Raw genomic sequence first — 20,480 nt, forward strand, 5'->3', positions numbered from 1 at the left:
TGAGCGCTAAGTGTGGTTGGGAAATACAAAATATGCAAAATGATATGGTGCTATTACATGGCTGGGGAATGAACCAAGGGGTTTGGCAAGTGATCAAACCTGAGCTTGAGTTTTTTCATGATGGTGAAGTCCGTTGCCTCGATTTACCTGGCTTTGGTAACGCACAGTCTATTCCCACACCTTACACTTTGCACGCTGCAGCTGAGCAACTAAGTACACAGCTAAATGAAAAGTCTATTCTTGTTGGCTGGTCGTTGGGCGGGCTTTTTGCCTTGTATATTGCAGCACATTGGCCTGACAAAGTCGCAAAGGTTGTGTTGGTTGCCTCAACACCCTTTTTTGCGCAAACCGACGAATGGCCAGGTATCAAACCTGACGTATTAAACGCATTTAAAGATCAGCTAGTTAGTCACAGAGAAAAAACGATAGAAAGGTTTTTGGCGATACAAGCAATGGGCAGTGAATCAGCACGGGATGATATTAAGCAATTAAAAGCACTTTTAAACCAATACCCTGCGCCTCAAGAGCAAGCTTTAAGTGCGGGCTTAGACATTTTACAGCAGGATGATTTACGTGAGCTATTCGCTAACCTTAGCGTACCTGTACGTGGTATTTTCGGTCGCTTAGATTCATTAGTACCTTATCGCGCGATTGAAAAAATGCATGCCTTACAACCTCAGTTTGAATATGAAGTTTTAGATAAGGCCTCACACGCGCCTTTTATTTCACATAAAGCGGCATTTATATCAGCACTGAAATCAATGTGTTAAGCAAAACTCGCTGAGAGGCCAGAAAAATAGCGGGATTTAGCTTTATTTTGCTCGTTTTATGAGCGATACTTAACGGGTAGATCTCACTGTTGGAGGGTGTTATGCCAATCAGTTCTGTTTTTAATAATGCGGTAGAAGGTTATAACCGTGCAAGCCAAGGTATCGAAAAGGCGAGCGCTGAGATTAGCCGTGCCTCAATTGATCAGCAAGATGATGCCCAATTAGCTCAACAACGGCAATTACAAGCGGCAACTCCAAATGAAGCTGTAACTCCGCCAGTTTCACAACCCGCCCCAATCGATGAGTCGCTTGTTAATTTAAAAGTTGAAGAGTTTAATGCAAAAGCCAATATCAACACGATTCAGACTGCTGATGAAGTGCTCGGTACATTAATAGATATTAAAGTTTAGTACTTATGAATATCGTCACTCCGTTTCCTTCGATTAATATCAACACGGCGAATGTGCACACCGAAAGTGCTCGCCGTGATAATCAGTTACGTGAAGTGATCCCACCTCCTGCTGCTACCAAGCCGAGTAACGCAGAAAATAAAACCTTGAATGATGGCGACAAAACCAAGCAGCCAGGTTCTGAGGCTGGTACCTATGATGCTAAAGGTCGTCTTGCTGAAGACAAGGTGATTGAAGAACGTCAGCAAGGTGGTGAGCAGGGTGAGCCTGAACAATCAGAGCAAGAACAGCAAGAAGCTAAACAAGAGCAGCAAAAAGAGCAAAAGGTTGCTGAGCAAGAGCAACAAGACGCTGAGCAAATTAAAGAGCTAAAAGCCCGAGATACCGAAGTGCGTATTCATGAACAAGCGCATGCAACCGTAGGGGGGCAATATGCTGGCTCGCCAAGCTATGAGTATCAACGCGGCCCTGATGGTACAAACTATGCCGTGGGCGGCGAGGTGCAAATTGACGTTGCTGAAATTAAAGGCGACCCAAAAGCTACAATCGAAAAAATGCAGACGGTGCGTGCAGCTGCGCTTGCACCACAAGAGCCTTCAAGTGCTGACCGCTCAATTGCTGCCGATGCCACACAAAAGCTTATGGCAGCGCAAGCTGAGCTTGCCAGTCAATCAGCTGATGGCGATGCTGACTCAGGCAAATCGACTTTCAAAATAAACAGTGAGTATGCCGAAGATAGCGCTACTCAAACCAGCGAAACTAAAACAGCCAAGCGTGATGTTGAAGTAGACGAGCGTGCAGCGCGTATTGCTAATTTTTATCAAGCGGCAACTTCGCCCACTAACCAAAACCAGTTCTCTGCCTTTATTTAACTAATATCAATTAACAGTATCAGTTAATCACTTTGTGGTTAAAACTTGTCGCTAACGAAGTTTAAATACTACATAACTACTCACTTAATTTATTAATTACTCTAACAGTTTCTTACATTTAGACTACAAAAACGAATATTGTTTCCATTGCGGGTCCTTACTCACTTTGGTAGATTGTCCACGATTTATAATTAGGATGATTAAACAATGAAATACACTCTTCTTGCTTGCGCATTATCACTTGCTTCTACCGCTGTCATGGCAGAAAACACCTCGCCTCTAAGCTATGACTTTGTTGAAGCAGGATATAAAAAGACAGAAATTGATGGCTTAGATGAGCGATCTCTTAAAGGTTATGGCTTTAATTTCAGTAAGCAGTTTGCTGAGAATTGGTATGTTACAGGTCATTATTCAATTTTAAATGATGATGTGACTGCAACGAATGAATTCAATGGCTCAGGTGTTTACGATAGCAATGATAATTATTTAGGTGATACTGTCATAGCTTATACTTTCGATTATGATATTGATATGACGCGTTACGAAATTGGTTTAGGTTATATTTATTCGCTATCCGATCGCACTAAAGTTGATTTTTCAGCAAAGATTGGCCAGTTAAAGAGAGAAATTGACCTTAATGTTAAAGAAGTTGTCTCATACCAAGATCAAGTTTTTAATAGCTTTTCAGAGAATCACTCAAATTCAGAAACCGCAGATATTTTGTCTGCTAACGCGCAAATCAGACATCTATTAACTGATTCATTTGAGATCAACGCTGGCGTTGGCTACGAGCGTTTGCACGACGAAGAGAGCGAAAATAATGCTGTATTTCATTTAGGGGCAAACTATGCCTTTACACCAGCTTGGCTGATAAGCGCAAGCTATCGTGATGCAAATGATTACTCAGACCTTGCACTTTCGGTTCGTTATAACTTCTAATTTTTTAGCAGCTAGGGATGCCTTTCCCTAGCTGTTTTCACTACTCACTTTGTTTCTGTAATCGTATTTTGTACAAAACGCTACATTTTGTATAAATATCCTGCAATGCGTTTATTTTTACCGCTCTGGTGTTTATTTAATGTTAATTTCGTGTCTCAAGTGTGTACAGGTCGGTTTGACCATGTAACCCCCCCTCTGTATATGTTTGCCTGCTAAATAATTTAGTGTGTCAGCTCAAGCAATTTATGAGCTGTTTAGAATTAAATCAGTGGGAATCATATGCAACCTTGCAATAAGAAAATCGCACACTTGAAGAAAAGTTCAGTAGCCGTACTTACAGCCTTGTATGTCGGCGCTACAGGCTATGCTGCGGCAGAGCCTGGCTTTAACAAAGTGTCAGATAAAGGCTTTTATCAGCCAACATTTACAGCTGAAGATATCGCGAATTATCAACAAGAAAAACAAATCGAAGATCATCCAAGCTTACTCAAAGGAAGTGCTCAACGCTTAAACCAGCACTATCAAAGTCAGCAGCCGGAACATGTTTTTCAACCTCAAGATGGGGTGACAGGCATTCAAACATACATTGTGCAAATGCATGATGAACCTGTAGCAAGTTATCAAGGTAATATTCAAGGTTTCAGCGCTACAGCTATTACTGAATCTCGCTCTTTAATGGTTAAAGAGCGTATTGATACAGCGTCGCAAAGTGTGCGCGCGTATCAAGGTTTTTTAAAGCAACGTCAAACAGCAGTATTAAGTAAGGCGCGTGCAAGAGGTGCCAATATTGCGATTAAAAAGCAATTTACTCTTGCAAATAACGCGGTAGTGGTCGAAATGACACAAGCTGATGCAGAGCTACTTGCGACACAATCAGGCGTAAAGCGTATTACTCCTAACCGTATTTTTGAATTACGCACAGACCGTGGTCCTGAGTTTATTGGTGCTGATCAATTATGGCAGGGTGCAACACCGGCTTCATCGGTAGGTGTTAAAGGTGAAGGTATGGTTGTAGGTATTATTGATACAGGTATCAATACAGACCATCCTGCATTTGCAAGCGACGAAGAGTACAGTGAGAAAAATCCACTAGGTGCAGGTAACTTCGTAGGTGACTGTGAGGAAGAACCTGAGCTATGTAATGACAAGCTAATTGGTGTTCGCTCGTATCCAGAAGTCACAGCAATGAATGCTGATTATCAATTTGCACGTGCAGATCGCCGCCCTGAAAATGGTGAAGACTATAATGGTCATGGCTCTCACACAGCAAGCACTACGGCGGGTAATTACATCGAAAACACGCCGCTTCAAGCTGCAACCGGTGAAAAAGTAAGTGATGGTGAAAACTTACCATTTACGTTTGAAAGTACCAGTGGTGTGGCACCTCGTGCGCATATCATTTCGTACCAAGTTTGTTATGCAGGCCGTTCTGGCGATCTTTACTCAGGCTGTCCTGAATCAGCAATTTTATCTGCATTTGAAGATGCGATTGAAGATGGTGTCGATGCAATCAACTTCTCAATTGGTGGTAGCGAAAGCTTCCCATGGGAAGATCCAATGGAAATGGCTTTCTTAAGTGCACGCGAAGCAGGTATTTCAGTGGCAGCTGCAGCGGGTAACTCGGGTCCTTATTATATTTCAGCGGATCATACATCACCGTGGGTAACCACTGTTGGTGCATCAACTCATGACCGCGTGATGGATTTAGGTGTTAAAACCATAAATAACTTCCAAGGTACTCGCACGCCTTATGCTGGTGAGTATACAGGTAAGAGTTTCTCTGGCGGTATTACTGGCGAAGTTGTTCTTGCTGAAAAATACGACGATCCTAATGAAAGTGATGGTTACGATGCAGCAAGCTGTAACGCACCTTTCCCTGCTGGCACGTTTACAGCTGACCAAATTGTAATATGTTTACGTGGTGACATTGCGCGTGTTGATAAAGCAAAGAACGTGGCAGCTGGTGGAGCGGGCGGCTTTATTCTACAAAACATTAGTTCTGCAGAGAGCCTTGTTGCTGATAACTATGTGATCCCAGGTATTCACTTACCAGCAAGCGCACGCTATACAATTCGTAATTGGGTTAATGCTAACCCTGATGGCGCAGCTATTGCGACAATTGGCGAGCCAGAAAATAACTATTCATTTGATGAAGAAGCAGGTAATCAACTTGCTATCTTTAGTTCTATGGGACCAAGTTATTACATCAATAACCTTGTTCCAGACGTGACTGCACCAGGTGTTGATATTTATGCTGCGAATGCTGATGACCAACCATTTACAGCTTATCCAAGTGCTTCTGATTGGACTTTCATGAGCGGTACCTCAATGGCTACGCCACATGTTACGGGTGCAATGACGCTAATGATGCAAATGCACCCAGATTGGACGCCAGCAGAAATTCAATCAGCGCTAATGATGACGGCAAATAAAGTACGTATTTCTAACGGCGTTACTTTAATTGACCCATACTACAACTTCATGGCTGGTGGCGGTGCGATTGACGTAGCACAAGCTGCAAATGCGGGTCTTATCATGGATGAGACTATTGAAAATTATCATAATGCGAACCCGCGCAATGGTGGTTTAGTTGAGTGGTTGAACCTACCTTCTTTAGTTAACAATGACTGTGAGCTTGAATGTACGTGGATGCGAACAGTTAAAGCAACAAAAGATGGTACTTGGGATGCAACTGCTTATGGTTGGGCTGTTGAAGGTGAAGAAGAAAGCTTTGGTGTAGAAGTTAGCGTAACACCAAGTAATTTCACACTTCAAGCTGGTGAAACACAAGATGTGATGGTTACTATGAAGTTGCCAAATATCATCGAATCTAAGCTTGATCCTGTTGAAGAAGGTGCGCCTTGGGACAATATCTTAAATAAAGATGCTTGGTTCAACGGTAAAGTGTTATTCAAGAACACTGATGGCGACTCGCCTGATGCTCATTTCACATTAGTTGCGAAAAACGTCATTGATGAGCTACCAACCATGGTTGATATCGATATGGCACGTGCAAGTGCATCAGAATCAATCGTTGTTAATACCGATAGCTACAGTGAATTTACGCCGACTTATTATGGTCTAGTAAAACCAACTGAGGTTACCGCAAATATCTTAGGTGTTGCACCTTATGTGACAAAAGACCGCGTTGAAAAAGCGTGGGATATCCAGGCATTTGAAGTACCAGAAGGTACAAAACGCTTAATGGTTAAAGTTGCATCTACCGAGCAAACGACTGATTTAGAAGATCTTGCTGAGCCTCGCTGGCAAATGAAAAAAGCACACTTGGTTGTGGGTTATGATGCTAATGAAAGCGGCTCATTCATGGTGTCTGATGAAGAGATTGCGGAAGATTCTACTGCACTGATCAAAGCGCTAAATGAAGAGATGATTTGTTATTCTTCAAGTAGTGTTGAAGATAACTACTGTAACATTATTGACCCTAAGCCAGGTAAATACTGGTTTGCGACTGCAGCTCTAGCAGGTTTACGTGATGTTGGTTACCAAACAGTGACGCATTACGCCATTGTTAAAGAGCAAAATACCGGTGAATTCAGTGTATCAGCGCCACAGCAGCACAGCGGCAATGGTAACTATGAAATTGCTGTAAATTGGGATTTACCAGATGCGCAACCGAATGATGTTTATTATGGCGGCTTTGCATTAGGTAATGCTGCGGGAGCTGAAGGCACCCTTGGTTTCACATCGGTTAATTTAAAGCGTGATGCCCAAGCACTTACTTTAAATGTTGACCAAGACACTGCTCGCGCTATGGACTTAGTTAACGTTAATGTAAAACTTAAAGCTAACTATGAATCTAAGGCGCGTGACTATTCATTGTCTTTGACGATTCCTGATGGCATGCAAGTTTGGCCTGAAACGCTAACTTCAAACAATGAAGAAGTTGCAGCTTCGTTAGTTGTAGAAGGCAACACGTTAACTATTCAAGGTACACAAGACGCAACGCGTAACGTACAACGTGATTATGTGGTAACTAACAACATCACTAATGAGATGTGTAAAACGCCAATGATTGATGAATTCTCGACAGGAGGATATATCGATTTATGGGGTGATTTCCGCATTCAACCTGAAGCTGCTTGGTATGAAGGTGGCTCAAATGTGTACTTTGATGTGCCAATTGATTGGTTATTCTATAAAGAAGGTGCGAAGTTTGAAATTTACAACCAAGTAAATAATAACGAAGTACGTTTACACCCAACAGGTGCAATGCAGTTCACACCTATTTGGTGGATGATGAGTGCACACCGCGGTCCTGGTTTCTTAGTTGAAGCGCTTGCACCATTCTGGCGTGGCTCGTTTGAAATTGAAAACCTTCGCCATCCAACGGATCCAACAGGTCTAACAATTGCTTCTCAGTATAAAGAAGAGCGTCCTGACTTAGGTGATCTCGTATTCATGGAATTCGATAATGTGACTGATAAATACACAGGCGACACGTTTGACTATGAAGTGATTTTACGTAGTGGTATCGATGACCATGAAGGTATGTTCGAAGCTATTTTTGCTTACGATAACCTAGGCGCAGGTGTTGATGAAGGGACTATCTTTATTGAAGGTGGTGATAGTGTTTACTCTACAACTGCCGGCTTTAAAGACGGTGCATTAAGCAATGTGGTTGGTTATGACGACCTTGGCAAGATCTTACAAGATGACTTAGTGATCTGTTTTGATTATGTTGGCCCAGAGCAAAGTGAAGTTGAGTTTAACTTTACTGCTACGGTTATGCCTGATGCGAAAGGTTCTGTGCAAGATATCACCCTTGATTACCAACTAGGTAGCCAAGAAGGTGGCTCGTTAATGCACTCGATCGGCGTACAAAGCAACCTGAAAATGAGCGACATCGCTGATATGACGGTAGCAGAAAATGGCCGTATCGATGGTGTTGATGTGATGGTTGTTGATGCAGACCAGTCGCCAAATGAATTAGTGGTAACCGGTGAGAATGTTACGGCTGAAGTTGACGGAATGTCGTTTAACTTAATCCCTGATGCACATTTCCATGGTGAAACAATGGTGACTGTTACAGTACAAGACAAAGCAAACCCAGCAGACAAAGTAAGCAAAGAATTCTTGCTTATGGTTGAGTCTGATGGTGTAGAGCTCGGCTGTACTGATGCTGCTGCAACTAACTATGATGCGACTGCGAATGAAGATGATGGTAGCTGTGAATTCGCTTCACAAGTAACACCAGAAACTGAAGCTGAAACAAAGAGCTCTTCAAGCGGCTCATTAGGTCACTTCATTGTGTTACTCCTGCCATTACTTGCACTTCGTCGTCGTAAGTAATAGCGATAAAGGCTCAGTTTATTGAGCCTTTCATAGCAACGAGACTGATTAAATTGCTATACAAATAAAAAACCGCGTAAGTTTACACTTACGCGGTTTTTTCGACTTATGCCTACAGCCTATTATTTTTTCACTTTTGCATTGGCAAATGCATCTGCAAAGGCATTACCCATGGCAACATTGCCAAATTCGCGTTTTTGCTTAGGTGCGCTTTTCGCTTTCGCAGCTGGCTTAGGTTTGCTAGCGGGTGCAGCTTTATTGCTAGTATCAACATCATCGTCTAAACGCATGGTAAAGCTAATACGTTTACGCGCAGCATCTACTTCAACTACTTTTACTTTTACAATATCGCCAGCTTTAACCACTTCACGTGGGTCAGAAATAAACTTGTTAGTAATAGCAGAAATATGCACTAAACCATCTTGGTGTACGCCCACATCAACGAAGGCACCAAAGTTAGCAACGTTAGACACTACACCTTCTAAAATCATACCTGGTTTTAGGTCGTTAATGGTTTCAACACCGGCTTTAAATTCAGCTGTTTTAAACTCAGGACGCGGGTCACGACCCGGTTTATCAAGTTCTTTGATAATGTCGGTAACCGTTGGTAAACCAAATTTTTCGTCTGTGTAGTCGTTTGCAACGAGCTTATTTAGGATGTCAGAGTTACCAATTAGGCTGTTTACATCTAAGCTGTTCTTCTCGCAGATACGCTTAACAACCGGGTAGGCTTCAGGGTGGACTGACGAGTTATCAAGAGGATCTGAGCCTGTGCTGATACGTAAGAAACCGGCAGCTTGTTCAAAGGCTTTAGGCCCTAAACGTTCAACTTTCTTAAGTTCAGAGCGCTTGTTAAATGAGCCATTCGCATCACGGTAGCTAACAATGTTTTGTGCTAACGTTTTGTTTAAGCCAGATACGCGAGTAAGTAGTGGCACTGACGCCATATTTAGGTCTACACCTACTGAGTTTACACAGTCTTCAACCACTGATGTTAGCGTTTGACCAAGTTGGCTTTGCGATACATCGTGCTGATATTGACCTACACCGATTGATTTAGGCTCAATTTTTACCAGCTCAGCAAGTGGATCTTGTAAGCGGCGTGCAATAGACACAGCACCACGTAGTGAAACATCAAGGTTAGGGAATTCATTAGCGGCAAACTCAGATGCTGAATAAACAGAAGCGCCTGCTTCACTAACCATCACTTTATTAAGTTTAAGCTCAGTGTTGGCTTTAATCAGTTCTGCTACTAATTTGTCAGATTCACGTGAAGCGGTACCATTACCAATAGCGATTAGCTCAACTTTATGCTGGCGGCATAATTGCTCAAGAGTACGAAGCGATTTATCCCAATGATTTTGTGGTGCGTGCGGGAAAATCGTTTGTGTTGTTAACAGCTTGCCTGTGCTATCTACAACAGCAATTTTACAACCAGTACGTAAACCAGGATCTAGACCTAACGTGGTACGTGGACCTGCTGGAGCGGCCATTAATAAATCTTTTAAGTTCTTAGCAAAAACGTCAATTGCGCCGGTTTCTGCTTTTTCGCGCATTGCACCTAAAAATTCATTCTCAAGGTGAAGGCTTAACTTAATTTTCCATGCCCATTGCACTACGCCCATTAACCAACTGCTTGCAGCAGAATTGCTAACATCTAAGCGATAATGATCGGCAATCATTTGTGCACACACTTGCGCCGGGTTTTCTGCGCTTGGCTCAGGGTTGATACTAAGTTGTAATACGCCTTCATTACGAGCACGCAGCATAGCAAGTGCACGGTGTGATGGTACTTTTTTAAGCGGTTCTTGATGCTCAAAGTAGTCGCGGTACTTTACGCCTTCATTTTCTTGGCCAGCAATTACAGTACTTTCAATCTGACCATGTTGTGCGATATGACTACGGAATTTAGCTAGCAATTTTGCGTCTTCAGCAAAGCGTTCCATTAAGATAAATTTAGCGCCATCTAGCACCGTTTTATTATCTGCAAAGCCTGCATCAGCATTAATGTAGTCACCTGCTTGTTGTTCTGGGTCGAGGCTTGGGTTGTTAAATAGCGCATCGGCAAGCGGCTCAATACCCGCTTCAATGGCAATTTGCCCTTTTGTACGACGCTTAGGTTTGAAAGGCAGATATAAATCTTCAAGCTCAGTTTTACTGTCAGCGTTATTAATATCAGCACTTAGCTCGGCTGTTAGTTTGCCTTGCTCTTCAATAGTATTAAGGATAAAGCTACGGCGCTCTTCTAATTCACGTAAATACGATAAGCGCTGTTCAAGTAAACGTAGTTGCGTGTCATCTAAGCCACCAGTTACTTCTTTACGATAACGGGCGATAAAAGGAACTGTGGCACCTTCATCAAGTAATTTGATTGCAGCAACAACCTGTGGTTGCTGGGCACTTAGCTCTGTTGCTAAGCGTGCAGAGATATTGCTCATGCATAAACCTTTTTAAAAATAGAAAATCAGTAAAACTGAAGATTAATTGCCTGAATAATATCACAATAAGAAGGCCTTAAAAGCACTGCTTTTAAGGCCTGCAAAAATAGTCTTACACAACGCAGATTTTAACGCTTAGTGCGGGTGATCAACCTGCTGTAATACTTCGCTAAAGCCATTAGCAATTGGGTTGATATTAACAGGGATATGTAATTTTTTAGCGATCTCTCGAGCTGAAATCAAACCACATATTTCTTGTTTAGCACTGGTTACTAATAAGAACATCATACCTTGGTGTTCCATGGTTTGCAGTGCATCGCCAATACTTGCGTAGCTGATGCTTTGTAGGCTCACACCAGCTAAGCTGCTAAGTGGCGTCATTACATCGTGTAAAGTAATTTCGTCACGGTGTAAGTTCAAGCGCTGTGCAAGGATCATAATTTTTGAGCTTTGCAGATCAGCACTAGAGGTGATGCCGAGTAGTTTATCTTCGCTATCAACCACTAAAATAAAATCTGAGCAACAGCTATTTGTTTGCTTTAAAGCATCAACAATAGTGGTGCCGTAATGTGCACGTAAAGGGTCTTTTTTAGTAAAGCTATTAAGTACTTTTAAAGCTGAAGAAGTGAGATCTAGTGTTGGCTCAACTTCATTCACTGCATTAGATAATGCGCCATTAGAGATATCTTGAAGACGTAATTCTTTGAAATTATTCATTTTGGTCACCATACATTTTAATAAAACTGAAATAGAAAATTTGAGTTAATTAAAAAGCAGGTGGCCCTCGCTGGTGCGCGCTATAAACAGACACCTTATTACAAGGGTGAACATACGAAACCACACGTGCATCTGGCAGTGGTTGGGCTACATTAGCAATGAACGCAGGAGTATGTTTATCGAGGTCGGTATCTAAGTTGGCAGGGTCTGCACTATCACACGCAATAAAGTGAGCGGTTGGCGTAACACTGTCTGAATGGCTTTCTATATCACTGGCGTAAGATATCAAACTCACACTAATTAATAGTGCGAATACAATGGCATTACTCATTATGCGTTGTATTGCGTTTGACATACTTACTACCTTCTAAAACTCAAGTAATGATTTATCTTGAGTACCTTTAGTTATAGATCACATTTTTAGACTAAACAATCACTAATTAACGCTTTCTGAATTTTCTGGCAAAAATTATTTCGCATCCGGATAAGTTATCTCGTTGATATACCATTCTTTTGCGCCTTCAGGCGTGTTCACCGAAAAATCATCATCAACCTGTTTGCCAAGTAGCGCTCGAGCCATAGGTGCATCAATCGAAATGTAATCTTTGCGCTCGTAAATTTCGTCGGGGCCGACAATACGAAAGCGCTTTGTTTCGCCTTGCTCATTCTCAATTTCGACCCAAGCACCAAAAAACACTTTTCCCGCTTGCTGTGGGTTGTAGTCAACAATTTTAAGATCTGGCATGCGTTTACGAAGATAGCGTACACGGCGATCTATCTGTCGTAAAACTCGCTTATTAAATTGATAATCGGCGTTTTCAGAACGGTCGCCTAAGCTTGCTGCCCAAGTAACAATTTTGGTAATTTCAGGGCGCTTTTCATGCCATAAGTAGTCATGTTCTTGTTGTAATTGCTGATACCCTTCTCGGGTTATTAAATTTGTCTTTGCCATTTTATTCAGCCTAAAAAGAAAACCAGCCGCAAGGTATAAAAGTCTTTTACCTTTGTCGAGTCGGATTTTGAAATGTTCAGTAACAATCTAAGCGCGTAATTCGTTTTTTATTCTTAACTTTTTCATTTATATTAATAAGTAACATATTACAAAAAGAATGAAAGTTATGGGACACGAAACGACAAAAGTATTGGTTGTTGATGACGATATGCGCTTACGTAGCTTGCTAGAGCGTTACCTTGTAGAACAAGGCTTTATTGTTCGCTCAGCAGCAAATTCAGAGCAGATGGATCGCTTATTAGAGCGTGAAAACTTCCATTTGATAGTATTAGATTTAATGTTGCCAGGTGAAGATGGATTATCAATTTGCCGTCGTTTACGTCAAAAAGAAAATGACATTCCAATTGTAATGCTTACAGCCAAAGGCGATGAGGTTGACCGTATAATCGGTTTAGAGCTTGGTGCTGATGATTACATTCCTAAACCATTCAACCCACGTGAATTGTTAGCGCGTATTAAAGCAATTTTACGTCGTCGTGCTAAAGAAGTGCCAGGTGCGCCTGCTGCCGAAGAAAACGAAATTAGCTTTGGCGACTTCACGCTAAACCTTGCGACCCGCGAAATGAGCCATGGTGATAAAACAATGTCGTTAACCAGTGGTGAGTTTGCGGTATTAAAAGCGTTAGTGACTCATCCACGTGAACCGCTTAGTCGCGATAAACTGATGAACTTAGCGCGTGGCCGAGATTACAGTGCGCTTGAGCGCAGTATCGATGTTCAGGTTTCACGCTTACGCCGTATGATTGAAGTGGATGCTGCTAATCCTCGTTATATACAAACAGTATGGGGCTTAGGCTACGTATTTGTGCCAGACGGTGAAAAATAACAGTAATGGGCATGTTTCCACGTAGTGCGTTTGGACAAACGGTATTTTTGGTTGCAGCCCTGCTGTTAATCAATCAAATTGTCTCTTATATCACGGTTAGTTTTTATGTTGTTAAACCAACTATAGAACAAGTAAACCTGATCCTATCTAAACAGGTGAAAACCGTGTTTATTGAATGGGAAGAGGGCGTTGAGGTAAGCAAAGAAGCCTCTGACAAGTTTTTTGAGATCACCGGTATCGAAGTGATGACCCAGCGCCAAGCGATGAGTGAGGGGTTAGCTGAAACTCGTGAGTACTCAATGCTATCGCGGAGCATGTCGAAAGAGCTTAATGGCTCTGCTCGGGTACGAATAAGCCAAACCGATCCACTGGTTTATTGGGTTGAAGCACCGCAAGCACCGGGTTATTGGGTGCGTGTGCCGCTCACCGGCCTACAAGAAAACAACTTAAAGTTTTTAACTTTTTATTTATCGAGTATTGGCTTTTTAAGTGTACTCGGTGGGTGGTTGTTTGCCCGCCATCTAAATAGACCTTTAAAAGCATTGCAACAAGCTGCTGTGAAAGTAGGCGTGGGTGACTTTTCTACCAAATTAGAAGAGCAGGGCTCTACAGAAGTCATTGAAGTAACCCGTGCGTTTAACCAAATGTCGCGTGGTATTGCAGCTCTTGAGAACGACCGTCGGTTATTAATGGCAGGTGTTTCCCATGACTTGCGTACACCGCTTACACGTATTCGCCTTGCCACCGAAATGATGTCGGACGATGAAGATTACCTGCGTGAAGGGATCATTCATGATATTGAAGACATGAATGCCATTATCGACCAATTCATTGAATACTTACGTCATCACAAACGTGAAGAACTTGAGCTAGAAGATTTAAACGCGATTGTTTCAGAAGTTGTCGAAGCTGAACAAAAACATCACCGCACTATTACCTTTAAAGAGAATCCGAGCTTAAGCGAAGTGCCAGTGAGTATGGTAGCAATAAAGCGTGTTGTTACTAATATGATTGAAAACGCAATTCGCTATTCAGATGGAGATATAGAGGTCGAAACCCGCGTGAGTAGTAATAAAAAGTTTGCCATGGTCGTGGTTAACGATCATGGCCCGGGGATCCCTGAAAGCGAACTTGAAACTGTATTTGAACCGTTTAAACAAGGTGATGCTGCTCGCGGTAGCGAAGGCAGTGGCTTAGGCCTTGCGATAATTAAACGTATTGTCGATATGCACGGCGGCCGAGTACAACTACTTAATCGCCCAGAAGGTGGCCTTAGCGCGCAAATCTATTTGCCTTTTTAAAAGTATTTAGCTTTAAGCCTTAAGCTATAAGTTTCAAGCAGCCCGAGTGGGCTGCTTTTTTATGGCAATAAAAAAACGCGACATCAAATGCCGCGCTTTTCATAATTTTTTAGCAACTAGCAACTAGCAACTAGCAACTAGCAGCTTACATCGCTTTAAATCGAATCGCTGTGCCGCCGCTGGTGGCAAGCTTTAACGTTAGCTTATCATCAGCAGTCACTATGCGTTTTTCTACTTTTAAGTCGTAAGGGTTATTTACCCATTCAGCTTTGTCACCGTCACGGTAGATTTGCGCTTCAAACTTTTTACCTTTATCTAAGAAGTCTAACTTCACTTCTAAAGTGCGAGCTTTTTCGTCTGTAACAGCACCTAGATACCAGTCGTTACCTGAGTATTGATCACGCTTGCGTTCTTTACGCGCAAATACAACGAAATCGCCAACTTCACCTTGTAGTGCAATACTTTGTTGCCAATCAGTTGGTACATCCTGAATAAACTGGAATGCATCTGGCTTCGCTAAGTAGTTACGTGGTAAATCTGCCGCCATTTGAATTGGGCTGTACATTACAACATATAGCGCTAATTGCTTCGCTAGGGTCGTTTGTGGGCGGTTGGTATCAGCACCTAAACCGTTAAAGCCCATATCAAAAATACCTGGCGTAAAATCCATTGGGCCTGCAAGCATACGGGTGAAAGCTAGCATTGGAATATGCTCTGGTGGGTTCGGCGGTGTACCCCATGCGTTAAACTCTTGACCACGGGCTCCTTCACGAGCAATCCAGTTCGGGTATGTACGACGTAGGCCGGTATCTTTCACAGGCTCATGTGTGTTGATACTAATTTTATGTTTTGCGGCAAGTTTTACGTTGTGTAGGTATTCATTAACCATGAACTGACCATCGTGCCACTCTTTGCGTACAATGCCGTTTTCATCGATACGCTTGATGTTACCACCGTCAGCAACATAACCAGTTTTAACTTGGCTTACATTTGATTTTTCGTATAACGCAAATGCATCTTCCATTTGGTTACGGTAGTTGGTCACGTTGCCCGAAGTTTCGTGGTGACCAATTAATTGTACGCCTTTTTCTTTGCCGTAACGTGTCAGCTCTTCAATATCAAAGTCGTCATAAGGTTGTGTGAAACTAAATACGTCACCGTTATAGAACCAGTCGCCATCCCAGCCAATATTCCAGCCTTCAACTAACACGCCATCGAAGCCATATTTAGCAGCGAAGTCCATGTAATATTTAGTGTTTGCAGTGGTTGCACCATGAATTTTACCGCTACCCCAAGTATTTTCATTGATGTGCATCCCCCACCAAATACCTACGTATTTACCTGGTTTAACCCAAGATACATCACCCAGTTTATTTGGTTCGTTTAGGTTTAAGATGATATCTGAGTTGATTAAATCAACGGCTTCATCACCAATTTGAATTGTACGCCAAGGAGTATTAAATGCGCCGTGCTTTTTAACCGCGACACCGTCTGACCAAGGTGTTAAATCTGCTTGGAAAGTACCATCACGACGTTGATTTAAAACCATGCCTGCATAATCAATAAGGGCGGCTTCGTGAATACTGATATGCACACCCTCTTTATTTTTTATAGTAAATGGTGTGTGTACAAGTGCCGCTTTATGAAGTGGGGTGGTGTTATAAACATATTCATAACGGTTCCAACCACGAGCGGGGATCCACCAAGCTGTTGCATCTGATGAATCTGTAATAGCAAACTCTGTAAGCTCTTTAGTGATTTCTACAGCATCATAGCCAGCTTGTTTTGGTAATTCGTATCGAAAGCCGACACCATCATTAAAAGCACGAAAACGTACCGTAAATGTGCCACCTTGTGGTTGTGGTTTTTTAAAGGTAACAGCGACTTCGTTATGGTTATCAACCACAGTTTGGCGTTCACCCCAAGGTTGCTCCCAGCTGCTTTTTACCGAATCAGTGGTTTGGCTGCTAATTTTATAACCTTTACTCATTGCTGGTTGTTGTTTAAAAACAAGGCCTAACGAAGAGTTAGCAATGACTTGTTTACCGGCAAAGCTGATTTCGTAGCTAGGTGTGTGTTGCTCATCTGAGATAGTTACTTTGATCTGCCCATCAGGTGAACTGACGGTTGTGGTTTGTGCTAGGCAAGTACCTGAAAAGGCTGCTAACATTAAGGCAGTTAATCGCATTGTTGTTCCTTGGCGGCTTATGGTTATGGATTGTTGTCATGTATTCACATATATCCTTAAAGCATAAAGTGACTTGCTGGTTAATACGAGAGATCTGCATACGTATTCAACAAAGTGAACGCGGCGATATCCAGCCCAGCACCTAAAAAGGTTTAGCAAAATGACAAGAATAACCCTGTTGCTACTACTATTGTTTAGTCAATGTTTATTGGCACAGCAAATACAGATAGTTGATAAGCAGAATCAACCTGTCAAAAATGCAGTGGTTTGGCTTAAAGGCTCAAAACAACTTACATCTATTGATAGTCATTACACTATGAGCCAAAAAAAACGTGCCTTTGTGCCTCATGTGTTGGCAGTGCCACAAGGGGCTAATGTTGAGTTTCCTAACCTTGATTCAATCATGCACCACGTTTATTCATTTTCTAAAACAAAGCAATTTGAGTTAAAGCTTTACCACGATAAACCAGAAAAACCGATTAACTTTGCACAATCGGGGGTTGTTGAGCTTGGCTGTAACATTCATGACTGGATGCTGGGTTACATTGTGGTTGTAGATGGGGGTATTTATGGGCAAACAGATGAGCAAGGTATGGTTGAGTTAAGCTTACCAGAAGGTAAGTTTACTTTGGCTGTTTGGCATGACCGCTTTAATGATATCAGCACACCAGAAACCATCGATATGACTAACAATGCAAAGTCATTGAGCTACCAGCTAAAACAAGCCTTATTACCAAAACTAGAATTAAGCAGTGACGAGTTTGATGATTATGAATAAATGGCAAGCTTTAGCACTGGCGAGTGTTTTTGGGTTGCCCGCAGTGGCATTTGCTGAGCATGATGGGCTGGTAACTGTTTCGGCTGTGCGTGGTGACCAACTAGCGAGCTATCAGCGCAAAGGAATTGGCTTATACCGTTATGACCAAGAGCATGATGGTGTTGTGATATCCCAAGCTATGCTGAGTAGTCGTTTTGAGTTAACGAGTGATTGGTCTGCGCATACAGTGCTTAACGCCCATCCTGATCCTGAACTAACAGTCGGTTTTACTCAGGCTTATTTACAATATCAACCGCTCACTGCAAGTCGTTACAAATGGGCTGTTAAAGCCGGTGGCTTTTATCCAAAAATGTCACTTGAAAACCCACAAAGTGGTTGGATGTCACCTTATAACTACACTAATTCTGCGATTAATAGCTGGATTGGCGAAGAGGTGCGGGCCTTTGGTTTAGAGGCAAACATCAAGCGCCCAGGTAGGAAATTTAGAAGTAACCATAGTTTTGAAGGCTTTGCTGCGGTTTTTAAAGGTAACGATCCAGCTGGAACACTCTTGTCATGGCGAGGGTTCGCTATGCATGACAGGCAAACCACCTTTAACGAACAAATCGATTTTGCTATTCCTCATTCTTTTGAATGGACGCAGTTAGATAAGCAAGCAGAGCATGTGGAACCCTTCGAAGAAGTAGATGGGCGCTTTGGTTATTACGTCGGTGCACACTGGGATTATCAAAAAAAATCGCAATTACGTGTTTATTATTATGACAACAATGGCGATCCAGGTGCGTTGAATACCCGTACTGGTCAATATGCGTGGGATACACGTTTTTTAAGTGCGGCATGGTTGTATAAGTTTAATAAGCAAACCCGCATTATTGTACAGATCCTTGATGGTAAAACAGCGATGGGTACAAATCGTGGGGTAGACAATGATTTTTATAGTCATTTTGTTCTATTAAGTCACAAGTTGGACCAGCATCGTCTCACAATTAGGTATGATTATTTTAAGGTTAGCGATCATGATGATTGGCAATTTGATCCTAACCAAAGTCGTGGAGAAGCTTTAACCGCAAGTTGGCGTTATCAACTGTCGACCAAGTGGCAAGTAGGTGCTGAATATTCAGTGCTGAGCAGTGACGCTCAAAATAGACCCGGTATGGGATTTAATGAGCATAACTCGCAGCAGCAATTGCAACTTTCAGCGAGTTGGCACTTTTAATTTCATACACTTTTTCAGTTTTTCTACTAACATTCTAATGAACGTGCTGATTAGAATTTAAATTAGGATAATGTATGAAGTTACAAAGCATTCGCGTCAAAAGTTCTTTGCCTATTGTGCTACTCGGCATTGCTATCGTCATTTTAATTGCTGGCTATACCTATCTAATTAACCTTCAAAAAGAAGCGATTGATGCACAGTCAGAACGCTTCTTAAATGCTGTCTCTGTGGTTGTTAATGCTGACCGAGACCTATACCAAGCTAAAGTCGCAGAGCTGCAACTCGTTACCCTAATGAAAGGGGATAAAGGCCAACTTAATGATCATCAAGAAAATGCCGAACAGGTTAAAGACCGTTTCAAGCAATATTTATCTTATATGTCGCCATACTCTGAGGTGACCGGTCAGTTTCGTAACTTTGATAGCGCATTTGACGCTTGGTATGCAGCATCAACAGCTCATATTAATAACCCAGCAAATGCTGCGCAACAACAAGCGTCTGAGCAAAGCTTTTCAGCACTACGTGATATTTTAGATAAAGCCGGAGAAGCTGCAGACAAAACCTCTCAAGCAGAAACAGAAAAGCTGATGGATAAAGTAATAGGCTTTAAAGTGATGCTTATGGTGATGATTGCAGTGGTTTTAGCTGTTGCTGGTTGGTTTAGTTATTTTGTGCCGCGTCAGCTTACAAAACAAATTAACTTTGTCACAGAGCGGATTAACGAGATAGCCTCTGGAGATGGTGATTTAACAGGTCGTATCAATATTAAAACGCAAGATGAATTTGCCGAGTTAGCAACCGCATTTAATCGTTTTTTAGATAATCTGCAGCAGTTAATCAAAGACATTTTAGAGCAAGCGAAAGAGCTACATAATCTAGGTAACGACTTAGATAACTTTGCTAATCAAAACCATCAAGTTAACCAAAAGCTTAGCCAAGCTTCTGAGTCGATAGTCAGTGCTGTACATGAAATGAGTGTAGCAAGTCGCGAAGTAGCTAATGTGGCGCAAAACTCATCTCATGAAGCTGATAATTCGCAGCAGCTAGCTAAACAAGGTTTAGCTGCGGTTGATAATTCAAGCCGTAAAATTATTGCGCTATCAGACAACATGGATCATGCCAGCCAGCGTTCAACTGAGTTGCAACAAAGCTCAGACAACATTGCTAAAGTGCTTGAAGTTATTCGTGCTATTGCTGAGCAAACTAACCTACTTGCACTGAATGCAGCTATTGAAGCTGCCCGCGCCGGAGAACAAGGGCGAGGTTTTGCGGTAGTAGCTGACGAGGTTCGTACCCTTGCAACTCGCACGCAAGAGAGTACTAATGACATTCAAACTATGGTGGAGCAGTTTGCAACCAGCGTTGAGCAGTCACTGCAAGCTATTAACAGTGGTAAGCGCTATGCCGATGAAGCGGTTGAGTCATTCACACAAACCAATGATGTGCTTAACTCAATGCAAGAGTCATCAGTTAAGGTAAATGATATGGCGATGCAGACAGCGCAAGCGACTGAAGAGCAAACTGCTGTGGCAGATGAAATTAGTCAAAATTTATCAGACCTAAATGACCAAACCCAACAAGGGGGCGGCTTAGCAAGTTCAACACAAGAAGTGGCTAATCGTATGAACCAACTCACTGATGAGCTCAATCATTTAGTGAATCGATTTAAAGTCTAATTAAAGCTAACAAAAAAGGGCTCAATG

Annotated in this window: 15 protein-coding genes; 10 read left to right on the forward strand and 5 right to left on the reverse strand. The window is 42.2% G+C overall.

Features of this window, described 5'->3' with window-relative positions; translation table 11 throughout:
• The first annotated feature begins 32 nt into the window (after nucleotides 1-32).
• The 5 genes from bioH (at nucleotide 33) to EXT43_RS15825 (ending at nucleotide 8,301) form a co-directional block, all read left to right on the forward strand.
• On the forward strand, nucleotides 33-770 hold the full coding sequence (gene bioH / locus EXT43_RS15805; protein ID WP_130167400.1) for a pimeloyl-ACP methyl ester esterase BioH: 738 nt from the start codon (nucleotides 33-35) through the stop codon (nucleotides 768-770).
• 101 nt (nucleotides 771-871) lie between these two features.
• Complete coding sequence (locus EXT43_RS15810) at nucleotides 872-1,180, forward strand: hypothetical protein (protein WP_054554434.1); 309 nt, start codon at nucleotides 872-874, stop codon at nucleotides 1,178-1,180.
• A gap of 5 nt (nucleotides 1,181-1,185) precedes the next feature.
• Nucleotides 1,186-2,052 carry a putative metalloprotease CJM1_0395 family protein gene (locus tag EXT43_RS15815; protein WP_062564793.1) on the forward strand — a complete coding sequence of 289 codons (867 nt, stop codon included), beginning with the start codon at nucleotides 1,186-1,188 and terminating at the stop codon, nucleotides 2,050-2,052.
• A 207-nt stretch (nucleotides 2,053-2,259) separates the two neighbouring features.
• The gene (locus tag EXT43_RS15820) at nucleotides 2,260-2,991 is read left to right on the forward strand and encodes an outer membrane beta-barrel protein (RefSeq protein ID WP_130167401.1); all 732 of its coding nucleotides are present in this window, start codon (nucleotides 2,260-2,262) and stop codon (nucleotides 2,989-2,991) included.
• Nucleotides 2,992-3,270: 279 nt separating this feature from the next.
• Nucleotides 3,271-8,301, forward strand: coding sequence for a S8 family serine peptidase (locus tag EXT43_RS15825; RefSeq protein ID WP_130167402.1), 5,031 nt, complete (start codon nucleotides 3,271-3,273; stop codon nucleotides 8,299-8,301).
• Nucleotides 8,302-8,423: 122 nt separating this feature from the next.
• On the opposite strand, the gene EXT43_RS15830 is transcribed toward EXT43_RS15825, so the two are convergent.
• From EXT43_RS15830 to greB, 4 genes are all read right to left on the reverse strand, one after another.
• On the reverse strand, nucleotides 8,424-10,739 hold the full coding sequence (locus tag EXT43_RS15830; protein WP_063528317.1) for a Tex family protein: 2,316 nt from the start codon (nucleotides 10,737-10,739) through the stop codon (nucleotides 8,424-8,426).
• Nucleotides 10,740-10,874: 135 nt separating this feature from the next.
• Nucleotides 10,875-11,456, reverse strand: a complete 582-nt coding sequence (locus EXT43_RS15835; RefSeq protein WP_058586152.1) for a CBS domain-containing protein — start codon at nucleotides 11,454-11,456, stop codon at nucleotides 10,875-10,877.
• Nucleotides 11,457-11,505: 49 nt separating this feature from the next.
• Nucleotides 11,506-11,811: a hypothetical protein gene (locus tag EXT43_RS15840; protein ID WP_063528318.1), complete on the reverse strand. Its 306-nt coding sequence runs from the start codon at nucleotides 11,809-11,811 to the stop codon at nucleotides 11,506-11,508.
• A gap of 114 nt (nucleotides 11,812-11,925) precedes the next feature.
• Nucleotides 11,926-12,408 (reverse strand): transcription elongation factor GreB, encoded by a 483-nt coding sequence (greB, locus tag EXT43_RS15845; protein ID WP_054562853.1) that lies wholly within the window; start codon nucleotides 12,406-12,408, stop codon nucleotides 11,926-11,928.
• Between the two features lie 166 nt (nucleotides 12,409-12,574).
• On the opposite strand from greB, the gene ompR reads away from it, so the two are divergent.
• Nucleotides 12,575-13,294 carry a two-component system response regulator OmpR gene (ompR, locus tag EXT43_RS15850; RefSeq protein ID WP_054554428.1) on the forward strand — a complete coding sequence of 240 codons (720 nt, stop codon included), beginning with the start codon at nucleotides 12,575-12,577 and terminating at the stop codon, nucleotides 13,292-13,294.
• A 5-nt stretch (nucleotides 13,295-13,299) separates the two neighbouring features.
• Nucleotides 13,300-14,595, forward strand: coding sequence for a two-component system sensor histidine kinase EnvZ (envZ, locus tag EXT43_RS15855; RefSeq protein ID WP_054562852.1), 1,296 nt, complete (start codon nucleotides 13,300-13,302; stop codon nucleotides 14,593-14,595).
• Between the two features lie 145 nt (nucleotides 14,596-14,740).
• On the opposite strand, the gene EXT43_RS15860 is transcribed toward envZ, so the two are convergent.
• Nucleotides 14,741-16,783, reverse strand: coding sequence for a glycoside hydrolase family 97 protein (locus EXT43_RS15860; RefSeq protein ID WP_130167403.1), 2,043 nt, complete (start codon nucleotides 16,781-16,783; stop codon nucleotides 14,741-14,743).
• A 160-nt stretch (nucleotides 16,784-16,943) separates the two neighbouring features.
• On the opposite strand from EXT43_RS15860, the gene EXT43_RS15865 reads away from it, so the two are divergent.
• The 3 genes from EXT43_RS15865 (at nucleotide 16,944) to EXT43_RS15875 (ending at nucleotide 20,453) form a co-directional block, all read left to right on the forward strand.
• A complete protein-coding gene (locus EXT43_RS15865) occupies nucleotides 16,944-17,561 on the forward strand; it encodes a methylamine utilization protein (protein WP_130167404.1) in 618 nt (205 codons plus the stop codon).
• Nucleotides 17,548-18,777, forward strand: coding sequence for a hypothetical protein (locus tag EXT43_RS15870; protein WP_063527418.1), 1,230 nt, complete (start codon nucleotides 17,548-17,550; stop codon nucleotides 18,775-18,777). Before EXT43_RS15865 ends, EXT43_RS15870 begins: the two co-directional genes overlap by 14 nt.
• 74 nt (nucleotides 18,778-18,851) lie before the next feature.
• Nucleotides 18,852-20,453 (forward strand): methyl-accepting chemotaxis protein, encoded by a 1,602-nt coding sequence (locus EXT43_RS15875; RefSeq protein WP_063527417.1) that lies wholly within the window; start codon nucleotides 18,852-18,854, stop codon nucleotides 20,451-20,453.
• The last annotated feature ends 27 nt before the right edge of the window (nucleotides 20,454-20,480 follow it).

This window comes from Pseudoalteromonas sp. CO109Y (assembly GCF_004208935.1).
In the GTDB taxonomy this organism is placed as follows: domain Bacteria; phylum Pseudomonadota; class Gammaproteobacteria; order Enterobacterales; family Alteromonadaceae; genus Pseudoalteromonas; species Pseudoalteromonas shioyasakiensis.

What these genes read in the sequence shown, in the direction of transcription:
- bioH (WP_130167400.1), top strand. Translation starts at nt 33, where the DNA reads ATGCAAAATGATATGGTGCTATTACATGGCTGGGGAATGAACCAAGGG.
- EXT43_RS15810 (WP_054554434.1), top strand. Translation starts at nt 872, where the DNA reads ATGCCAATCAGTTCTGTTTTTAATAATGCGGTAGAAGGTTATAACCGT.
- EXT43_RS15815 (WP_062564793.1), top strand. Translation starts at nt 1,186, where the DNA reads ATGAATATCGTCACTCCGTTTCCTTCGATTAATATCAACACGGCGAAT.
- EXT43_RS15820 (WP_130167401.1), top strand. Translation starts at nt 2,260, where the DNA reads ATGAAATACACTCTTCTTGCTTGCGCATTATCACTTGCTTCTACCGCT.
- EXT43_RS15825 (WP_130167402.1), top strand. Translation starts at nt 3,271, where the DNA reads ATGCAACCTTGCAATAAGAAAATCGCACACTTGAAGAAAAGTTCAGTA.
- EXT43_RS15830 (WP_063528317.1), bottom strand. Translation starts at nt 10,739, where the DNA reads ATGAGCAATATCTCTGCACGCTTAGCAACAGAGCTAAGTGCCCAGCAA.
- EXT43_RS15835 (WP_058586152.1), bottom strand. Translation starts at nt 11,456, where the DNA reads ATGAATAATTTCAAAGAATTACGTCTTCAAGATATCTCTAATGGCGCA.
- EXT43_RS15840 (WP_063528318.1), bottom strand. Translation starts at nt 11,811, where the DNA reads ATGTCAAACGCAATACAACGCATAATGAGTAATGCCATTGTATTCGCA.
- greB (WP_054562853.1), bottom strand. Translation starts at nt 12,408, where the DNA reads ATGGCAAAGACAAATTTAATAACCCGAGAAGGGTATCAGCAATTACAA.
- ompR (WP_054554428.1), top strand. Translation starts at nt 12,575, where the DNA reads ATGGGACACGAAACGACAAAAGTATTGGTTGTTGATGACGATATGCGC.
- envZ (WP_054562852.1), top strand. Translation starts at nt 13,300, where the DNA reads ATGGGCATGTTTCCACGTAGTGCGTTTGGACAAACGGTATTTTTGGTT.
- EXT43_RS15860 (WP_130167403.1), bottom strand. Translation starts at nt 16,783, where the DNA reads ATGCGATTAACTGCCTTAATGTTAGCAGCCTTTTCAGGTACTTGCCTA.
- EXT43_RS15865 (WP_130167404.1), top strand. Translation starts at nt 16,944, where the DNA reads ATGACAAGAATAACCCTGTTGCTACTACTATTGTTTAGTCAATGTTTA.
- EXT43_RS15870 (WP_063527418.1), top strand. Translation starts at nt 17,548, where the DNA reads ATGATTATGAATAAATGGCAAGCTTTAGCACTGGCGAGTGTTTTTGGG.
- EXT43_RS15875 (WP_063527417.1), top strand. Translation starts at nt 18,852, where the DNA reads ATGAAGTTACAAAGCATTCGCGTCAAAAGTTCTTTGCCTATTGTGCTA.